Origin of the sequence: Citrobacter sp. S55_ASV_140 (assembly GCF_018919505.1) — a bacterium.
GTDB lineage: Bacteria > Pseudomonadota > Gammaproteobacteria > Enterobacterales > Enterobacteriaceae > Citrobacter > Citrobacter werkmanii.
Genome location: NZ_JAHLQZ010000175.1, coordinates 1 through 8,494, shown reverse-complemented (window position 1 = coordinate 8,494; position 8,494 = coordinate 1). Strand labels below are relative to the sequence as shown.

The 8,494-nt window shown below is 50.1% G+C and carries 11 protein-coding genes; 6 read left to right on the top strand and 5 right to left on the bottom strand.

From position 1 onward, the window contains the following. Positions 1-167 precede the first annotated feature (167 nt). The 4 genes from KQJ18_RS19145 (at position 168) to KQJ18_RS19130 (ending at position 2,930) form a co-directional block, all read left to right on the top strand. Positions 168-542: a DUF2799 domain-containing protein gene (locus tag KQJ18_RS19145; RefSeq protein ID WP_038642749.1), complete on the top strand. Its 375-nt coding sequence runs from the start codon at positions 168-170 to the stop codon at positions 540-542. Positions 543-700: 158 nt separating this feature from the next. Then, a complete protein-coding gene (locus KQJ18_RS19140; protein ID WP_038642751.1) occupies positions 701-1,219 on the top strand; it encodes a YfiR family protein in 519 nt (172 codons plus the stop codon). Further along, a complete protein-coding gene (gene dgcN, locus KQJ18_RS19135) occupies positions 1,212-2,435 on the top strand; it encodes a diguanylate cyclase DgcN (protein ID WP_038642753.1) in 1,224 nt (407 codons plus the stop codon). Before KQJ18_RS19140 ends, dgcN begins: the two co-directional genes overlap by 8 nt. Before the next feature lie 12 nt (positions 2,436-2,447). Then, positions 2,448-2,930, top strand: coding sequence for an OmpA family protein (locus tag KQJ18_RS19130; protein ID WP_038642755.1), 483 nt, complete (start codon positions 2,448-2,450; stop codon positions 2,928-2,930). Positions 2,931-3,068: 138 nt separating this feature from the next. On the opposite strand, the gene rplS is transcribed toward KQJ18_RS19130, so the two are convergent. The 5 genes from rplS to ffh all read right to left on the bottom strand — a co-directional run bounded on the left by rplS (position 3,069) and on the right by ffh (position 6,696). After that, positions 3,069-3,416, bottom strand: coding sequence for a 50S ribosomal protein L19 (rplS, locus tag KQJ18_RS19125; RefSeq protein WP_006687325.1), 348 nt, complete (start codon positions 3,414-3,416; stop codon positions 3,069-3,071). 39 nt (positions 3,417-3,455) lie between these two features. Then, positions 3,456-4,223: a tRNA (guanosine(37)-N1)-methyltransferase TrmD gene (gene trmD, locus KQJ18_RS19120; RefSeq protein ID WP_003031232.1), complete on the bottom strand. Its 768-nt coding sequence runs from the start codon at positions 4,221-4,223 to the stop codon at positions 3,456-3,458. A 44-nt stretch (positions 4,224-4,267) separates the two neighbouring features. Next, positions 4,268-4,816 carry a ribosome maturation factor RimM gene (gene rimM, locus KQJ18_RS19115; protein WP_191239006.1) on the bottom strand — a complete coding sequence of 183 codons (549 nt, stop codon included), beginning with the start codon at positions 4,814-4,816 and terminating at the stop codon, positions 4,268-4,270. 18 nt (positions 4,817-4,834) lie between these two features. Continuing rightward, the gene (rpsP, locus tag KQJ18_RS19110) at positions 4,835-5,083 is read right to left on the bottom strand and encodes a 30S ribosomal protein S16 (protein ID WP_003031228.1); all 249 of its coding nucleotides are present in this window, start codon (positions 5,081-5,083) and stop codon (positions 4,835-4,837) included. A 251-nt stretch (positions 5,084-5,334) separates the two neighbouring features. Continuing rightward, entirely contained in the window at positions 5,335-6,696 is a 1,362-nt protein-coding gene (gene ffh, locus KQJ18_RS19105) for a signal recognition particle protein (protein WP_216422508.1), read from the bottom strand. Between the two features lie 166 nt (positions 6,697-6,862). Between ffh and KQJ18_RS19100 the strand changes: the two genes are divergently transcribed. Both KQJ18_RS19100 and KQJ18_RS19095 read left to right on the top strand, forming a co-directional pair. After that, positions 6,863-7,654, top strand: a complete 792-nt coding sequence (locus KQJ18_RS19100; protein ID WP_042313291.1) for an inner membrane protein YpjD — start codon at positions 6,863-6,865, stop codon at positions 7,652-7,654. An 18-nt stretch (positions 7,655-7,672) separates the two neighbouring features. Beyond that, positions 7,673-8,494: CNNM domain-containing protein (locus KQJ18_RS19095; RefSeq protein ID WP_216422507.1), on the top strand; the 822-nt coding region annotated here is incomplete at its 3' end.

The following is an 8,494-nucleotide window of genomic DNA, read 5'->3' as shown; positions in this document are numbered from 1 at the left end:
AGGAAATAACGATATCACAATAGGTAAAGATTTCAATCCATAATCCGTAAATTTTAATTTACAGCGCTCTATTAAGTACTAAATAAAGCCTATCTGAGTGTACATTTAAATTTACATCATCCTGATATCAGATCCACTATGCTTAAAAAAACGCGGGAGCACAGGCAATGAAGCAACTCATCAGCACCTTATTAATACTACTTCTTAGCGGATGTCAGATAGACCCCTATACTCACGCCCCTACCTGGACTGGCACCGACTGGTACGATGCCGGGATACGCGATGCCATTTCAGGCTATGCGGTTAAAGATAATGAAATTCTTGCCGACAATTACAATGATCCAGAAGTCGATCGTACGGAATATCTTAAGGGTTACGCCGAGGGACAACGTAAAACCTGCCAGCAGGATTTTGTTTACGCCAGGGGTCTGGCCGGGAAAACCTTTCCCCCAAGTTGCGATACTGTCGAAAATGTTGACCAGTTACACAACGCCTGGCAAAAAGGGGCAAACGAAGGTAATGCCGCTATAAGATTAAATTAAACAATAACTTATATTTTATATGCACATAAGATTTAACTTAAATTATCCATAGCTTTATACCCGGAATAATGACGACTTAGGAAAATAATGTTATTTTGTCTCAAATAATCTTGAGTGTATTTCGACGCTTTACGGCAACCGCTGGTAGGTAACTATTCATGAGCTATTCTTACCGACTCATACTTCTACTGGCACTGCTCCTGACCGGATTACCGCTGTACGCCCAGAGCGTTACGGAAGAAGCAAAATCTGTACGCGCGATGGTTTCCGGCATCGTCAGTTATACACACTGGCCTGCACTTTCCGGGCCACCAAAACTGTGTATTTTCTCTTCATCGCGTTTTTCCAGTGTACTGGGAGATACCAGTACTGGTGCTTTACCCTATCTTCCCGTCATCATTCGTACGGAACAAGAAATATTAGTTTCGCAGTGTGATGGTTTTTATTTTGGAAAAGAATCCCCTGGTTATCAGGTGGAATTAAAGAATAAATATCCGACAAAGGCACTGTTATTAATCGCTGAACAGAATCCCGAATGCGTTATTGGCAGTGCCTTTTGCCTCATAATTAAAGATGAAGATGTGAGATTTTCCGTAAATATGGATTCCCTTTCACGCAGTGGCGTAAGGGTCAGTCCAGACGTATTGATGCTTGCACGGAATAAAAAGCATGGATAAGGGCCATTCTCCCATAACACGCCCGACGTTTAAGCGGACATTACGGCGTATCAGCATAATCAGCGTCCTGGTCACCATGACGTTGATCTGGCTACTGCTTAGCATTTCCTCCGTGCTGGCATTAAGACAGTATGCGCAAAAGAACCTGGACCTGACCGCAGCCACGATGACTCGTACACTTGAAGCTGCATTAGTCTTTTCTGACAGTGTTGCGGCAACAGAAACTCTGGCGGCGCTAGGGCAACAAGGGCAGTTTTCCGTAGCGGAAGTGCGTAATAAAAATCAGAACGTGATCGCCACCTGGCGCTATGACGCGCAGGACACCACTGAAAAGATCAGCGGTTTGATCAGTCACTGGTTGTTTCCGCAACCGGTCACACAGCCCATTTTGCATAATGGCAATGTTATTGGTGAAGTGCGCCTGACTGCCCGCGATAGCGTGATCAGCCATTTCATTTATCTGTCGCTGGCCGTTCTTACCGGATGCATTCTGCTGGCATCAGGTATTGCATTAATGCTCACTCGCTATTTGCACAATGGCGTAGTAGAAGCCCTGCAAAATATCACCGAGGTGGTACATGATGTCCGTACCAACCGTAACTTTTCACGACGTGTTTCAGAAGAACGTATCGAAGAATTTCATCTTTTTGCCCAGGATTTTAATAGCCTGCTGGACGAGATGGAGGAATGGCAACTTCGGTTGCAGGCAAAGAACGCTCAGCTTTTGCGTACCGCGTTACATGATCCTCTGACAGGACTGGCAAATCGCGCCGCATTTCGCAGCAGCATTAACGCCCTGATGAACGACGATGCTGCCCGCAGCAGTTCTGCATTGCTATTCCTTGATGGTGATAATTTTAAATTTATTAACGATACCTGGGGCCACGCAGCGGGCGACCGTGTCCTGATTGAAGTTGCAAAAAGGCTGTCCGAGTTTGGAGGTGATCGACATCACCCCTACAGGCTTGGCGGCGATGAGTTTGCCATGGTGCTGTATAGCGTTCACTCAGAATACGAAGTTCAGCGTATCTGTGCCGCACTGTCGCAAGCGTTTAACCGACCTTTTGACCTGCACAATGGTCATCTGGCAAGCATGACACTCAGCATTGGCTTTGCGCTGACGTGGGAACATGCCTCTGCCGAGAAATTACAAGAACTTGCCGATCAAAATATGTATCAGGCCAAACATTTGCGTTCTGAACGCATTATTAAATAAGGAATTACACACATGTTAAAACGCCTATTTTCACCGTTTTTTCTGCTTTTACTGATCGTGGCAGGCTGTCAGGCACCTCAGGGAAAATTTACCCCAGAGCAAATTGCAGCTATGAAATCGTACGGATTTAGCGAAGTTTCAGGAGACTGGTCTCTTGGCCTGTCTGACAATATCCTGTTTGATAAAAACGACTATAAGCTACGTCCGGAAAGTGAAAAGCAGATTCAGGAAATGGCATCCAAACTGGCTGCTACCGGGCTAAACCATGCTCGTCTGGATGGTCATACGGATAACTACGGCGAAGACAGCTACAACGAGGCTCTGTCGCTCAAACGCGCGAATGTCGTGGCCGATGCCTGGGCACAAGGCGCTAATATTCCCCGTACCAATCTGACCACCCAGGGACTCGGGAAGAAATACCCTATCGCCAGTAACCAGACCTCTAAAGGTCGTGCTGAAAACCGCCGTGTCGCGGTTGTCATCGCCACACCGTAATCATCCCCGGCTGACTGTATCCAGAGAGTATGTAAAGTCTCCCGGCAGTCAGTCTGTTCCCATCAGTAAATATCGCGATAAAAAAAGGGCCAGCCTTTCGGCCAGCCCTTTTCTAACAGGATGTCGCTTGCGCGAATCTTAGTTAAGACGCTCTTTGATACGAGCAGACTTACCAGTGCGCTCACGCAGGTAGTACAGTTTAGCTTTACGAACAGCACCACGACGTTTAACAGCAATGCTGTCAACTACCGGAGAGTGAGTCTGGAAGACACGCTCAACGCCTTCGCCGTTGGAAATTTTACGAACAGTGAATGCAGAGTGCAGACCGCGGCTACGAATAGCGATAACCACGCCCTCAAATGCCTGCAGACGTTTTTTGGAACCTTCAACAACCCATACTTTCACTTCCACGGTATCACCCGGACGGAAGGAAGGTACGTCCTGCTTCATCTGTTCTTGTTCAAGTTGCTTAATAATGTTGCTCATAATTTAATCTCTTATCCTGGGTAAACTGATATTGGGGGCTTACGCCTGCCCATCATGTTTATGTTGCTGTTGTGCGTGTTCCTTTTTGAACTCCGCCAGCAACCTTGCTTGCTCTTCAGTCAGAGCCAGGTTTTCCAGAAGTTCAGGTCTTCTAAGCCAGGTCCGGCCCAGCGACTGTTTCAAACGCCAGCGACGTATCTCAGCGTGGTTCCCCGACAGTAACACTGCCGGTACTTCCATCTGCTCTAACACTTCAGGTCGGGTATAGTGTGGACAGTCCAGCAACCCGTCAGCAAACGAATCTTCGATTGCTGATGCTTCATGACCCAGAACCCCCGGAATAAACCGGGAAACGGAATCGATCAGCGTCATTGCCGGTAACTCACCACCGCTGAGGACGTAATCGCCGATTGACCATTCTTCATCAATTTCGGTTTGAATCACGCGCTCATCGATACCTTCATAGCGACCACACACCAGAATCAGCTTTTGATTCGTGGCCAGTTCGCTGACGCCCGCTTGATCAAGCTTGCGTCCCTGAGGTGACAGATAAATCACCTTTGCGCCTTCACCAGCCGCAGCTTTTGCTGCATGAATGGCGTCCCGTAAGGGTTGCACCATCATTAACATCCCCGGTCCGCCGCCGTAAGGACGATCGTCCACGGTACGGTGCCGGTCATGAGTAAAGTCTCGAGGACTCCAGCTCTGGATGTTCAGCAGGCCATTTTTTACTGCCCGGCCAGTTACCCCGTAATCGGTAATTGCGCGGAACATTTCAGGAAACAGGCTAACGATACCTATAAACACAAGCCAATCCCCATAACGCCGACTTTTACCGTTTATCCGGTGGTTTAAAAACCAGGATCCCAATCTACTTCGATAGTACGAGTAGCGAGATCGACTTTCTTGATAACCTGCCCATCGAGGAACGGTACAAGACGTTCCTTGATACCAAACGCATCTTTCAGGTTTGCCTTGATGACGATGACGTCATTCGAACCGGTTTCCATCATATCGACGACTTTACCGAGATCGTAGCCTTCAGTGGTCACTACCTGGCAGCCCATAAGGTCTTTCCAGTAGTAGGAACCATCTTCCAGCGCTGGCAACTGCGAGGAATCCACGACAATTTCGCAATTGGTCAGTAGATTCGCCGAATCACGATCGTCAACGCCTTTCAGCTTGATGATCAGATCCTGATTGTGGTGCTTCCAGCTTTCCAGCTGTACTTGCTGCCACTGACCCGCCTTCTGGATAAACCAGGGCTGATAGTCAAAAATGCTTTCGGCGTCTTCAGTGGAAGAAAACACTCTGAGCCAACCACGAATACCGTAAGAAGACCCCATTTTCCCCAAAACGATGGGGTCCACAGGAGCCTGCGCGGCGAGTTGCTTGCTCATCATGACCACCGTGACAGATTAAGCTGCTTTGTTTGCTGCTTTGATCAGCGTAGCTACGCGATCAGAAATAGTCGCGCCCTGGCCAACCCAGTGAGCGATGCGATCCAGATCCAGGCGAGTGCCTTCTTCTTTTTCGCTAGCGATTGGGTTAAAGAAGCCAACGCGCTCGATGAAGCGACCGTTGCGTGCATTACGGCTGTCGGTGACAACAACCTGGTAGAACGGACGCTTTTTAGCGCCGTGACGAGCTAAACGAATAGTAACCATAACATCCTCTTGTGTGAATAAAACACCGGGCCCCATCGAGGGAAGGGACCCGGTGTCATATTAAAAGCCCGAAAATTTTACTGATTTCTGGGAAAAAAGCAATCAACAGTTAATAACTCTGCTGTAGAAGGCCGTCGGCGGCGCAGCGAGTTCGGTGCCGGCGTGCGCGCAGCCACCGCAGCGTACACACAGTACGTGAGGATGGCGAGTACACCCCGGTGCCGAAGTAGCAAGTGAGCCAGGCCGGGAAATTAGCGGCCCGGGAAGCCTGGCGGCATCATTCCCTTCATACTCCGCATCATCTTCGCCATCCCGCCTTTCTTCATTTTCTTCATCATGCGCTGCATGTCGTCGAACTGTTTCAGAAGGCGGTTAACGTCCTGTACCTGCATACCGCAGCCGGTAGCAATGCGGCGTTTACGGGAACCTTTGATGATTTCCGGCTTAGCGCGTTCTTTCATCGTCATCGAGTTGATGATGGCTTCCATACGCACCAGCACTTTATCGTCCATCTGCGATTTCACATTGTCAGGGATCTGACCCATACCCGGCAGTTTGCCCATCAGGCTTGCCATACCGCCCATGTTTTTCATCTGCTTGAGCTGCTCAAGGAAATCGTTGAGATCGAAGCCGTCGCCTTTTTTCAGCTTGCTGGCTAATTTCTCTGCCTGCGCGCGGTCAACTTTGCTTTCGATATCTTCGATCAGCGACAGCACGTCGCCCATGCCGAGAATACGTGAAGCAATACGATCCGGGTGGAACGGCTCCAGCGCTTCGGTTTTCTCGCCGACACCGAGGAATTTAATCGGCTTGCCGGTGATATGACGAATTGAAAGCGCCGCACCGCCACGAGCATCACCATCAACTTTGGTCAGCACCACGCCGGTTAATGGCAGCGCTTCGTTAAAGGCTTTTGCGGTATTGGCGGCATCCTGACCGGTCATCGCATCGACGACAAACAGCGTTTCTACCGGCTTGATAGAAGCGTGGACCTGTTTGATTTCGTCCATCATCGCTTCGTCAACGTGCAGACGACCGGCGGTATCCACCAGCAGCACGTCGTAGAATTTGAGTTTGGCTTCTTTCAGCGCAGCGTTGACGATATCGACCGGTTTTTGACCGACATCTGACGGGAAGAAGTCCACACCAACCTGCTCGGCCAGCGTTTCCAGCTGTTTAATCGCCGCCGGGCGATAAACGTCCGCAGAGACCACCAGCACTTTCTTCTTGTGCTTCTCACGCAGGAATTTCCCCAGCTTACCAACGCTGGTGGTTTTACCCGCCCCCTGCAAGCCCGCCATCAGCACGACGGCAGGCGGCTGAGCAGCCAGATTCAGGGTCTGGTTTTCTTCGCCCATTGCCACAACCAGCTCGTTACGGACAATCTTGACGAATTCCTGACCCGGCGTCAGGCTTTTGTTAACTTCATGACCAACCGCTTTCTCTTTTACGCGATTGATAAACTCACGCACTACCGGCAGCGCTACGTCAGCCTCCAGCAGCGCCATGCGCACTTCGCGCAGCGTCTCTTTAACGTTGTCTTCAGTAAGGCGTCCACGGCCACTGATATTGCGCAGCGTGCGCGACAAACGATCGGTTAAATTATCAAACATTGTCTCTCGCCTGGGGTGGAAACGGTCGGTCGCGACAGCGACACATCAACAGAAATTTGTCGCAGTATAACATGAAGCCGCCTTTGTTGTTATGCAACGGTTGGAGCAGCGGTCACGTAACGCTATACTGCTTTTCTTTATCACTGGCCAACTGTCGACACCTAATATGCCCGTTTTTGCTCTGCTCGCCCTTGTCGCCTACTCAGTCAGCCTCGCGCTGATTATTCCCGCTCTGCTGCAAAAAAACAGCGGCTGGCGGCGTATGGCTATTCTTTCTGCGGTCGTCGCGCTGGTAAGCCATGCTATCGCCCTGGAAGCGCGTATCCTGCCCGGCGGTGAAAGCGGACAAAACCTGAGCCTGTTGAACGTTGGCTCGCTGGTTAGCCTGATGATCTGCACGGTAATGACTATCGTCGCTTCACGCAACCGTGGCTGGCTATTACTGCCCATTGTCTACGCCTTTGCTCTGATCAACCTCGCCTTCGCGACGTTTATGCCTAACGAGTTCATCACCCATCTCGAAGCGACACCGGGCATGATGATTCACATCGGGCTATCGCTGTTTGCTTACGCCACGCTGATTATCGCCGCGCTGTATGCACTGCAGTTGGCCTGGATCGATTATCAATTGAAAAACAAAAAACTGGCGTTCAGTAATGAAATGCCACCACTGATGAGCATTGAGCGGAAAATGTTTCATATCACCCAGATCGGCGTGGTTCTGCTGACGCTCACTCTGTGTACTGGCCTGTTTTACATGCATAACCTGTTCAGTACTGAAAATATTGATAAAGCCGTTCTTTCTATCGTGGCATGGTTTGTCTATATCGTTCTGTTGTGGGGGCATTACCATGAAGGCTGGCGCGGACGTCGCGTCGTATGGTTTAACGTCGCAGGCGCAGTCATTCTGACGCTGGCCTATTTCGGCAGCCGTATACTGCAGCAGTTCGTGAGTTAAATCTTTAAGGAACCCTACGTGGAACACATCTCCACCACCACGCTCATTGTCACGCTTCTCATCATGGTGGTCATTTCCGCCTATTTTTCCGGTTCTGAAACCGGAATGATGACTCTGAATCGCTATCGTCTGCGGCATCGGGCCAAGCAAGGTAATCGTCAGGCAAAACGCGTTGAAAAGTTACTTCGCAAACCGGATCGCCTGATAAGCCTGGTACTGATCGGGAATAACCTGGTGAATATTCTGGCCTCCGCGCTTGGCACTATTGTCGGTATGCGCCTGTATGGCGATGCCGGCGTCGCCATCGCCACCGGGGTGCTAACGTTTGTGGTGCTGGTTTTTGCCGAAGTACTGCCAAAGACCATTGCCGCGCTGTATCCAGAAAAAGTCGCCTACCCGAGCAGTTTTTTGCTGGCCCCCCTGCAAATCATCATGATGCCGCTGGTCTGGTTGCTTAATACCATCACCCGTCTGCTGATGCGCATGATGGGTATCAAAACGGATATCGTGGTGAGCGGTTCGCTGAGTAAAGATGAACTGCGAACGCTGGTGAATGAATCACGCTCCCAAATCTCACGTCGTAATCAGGATATGCTGCTGTCCGTGCTGGATCTGGAAAAAGTCAGCGTCGATGACATCATGGTGCCGCGCAGTGAAATCATCGGCATTGATATTAACGACGACTGGAAATCAATCGTGCGCCAGCTTTCGCACTCCCCTCACGGTCGTATTGTGCTGTACCGCGACTCACTCGACGATGCCATCAGTATGCTGCGCGTACGCGAAGCCTGGCGATTAATGGCGGAGAAAAAAGAGTTCACCAAAGAGACCATGTTACGC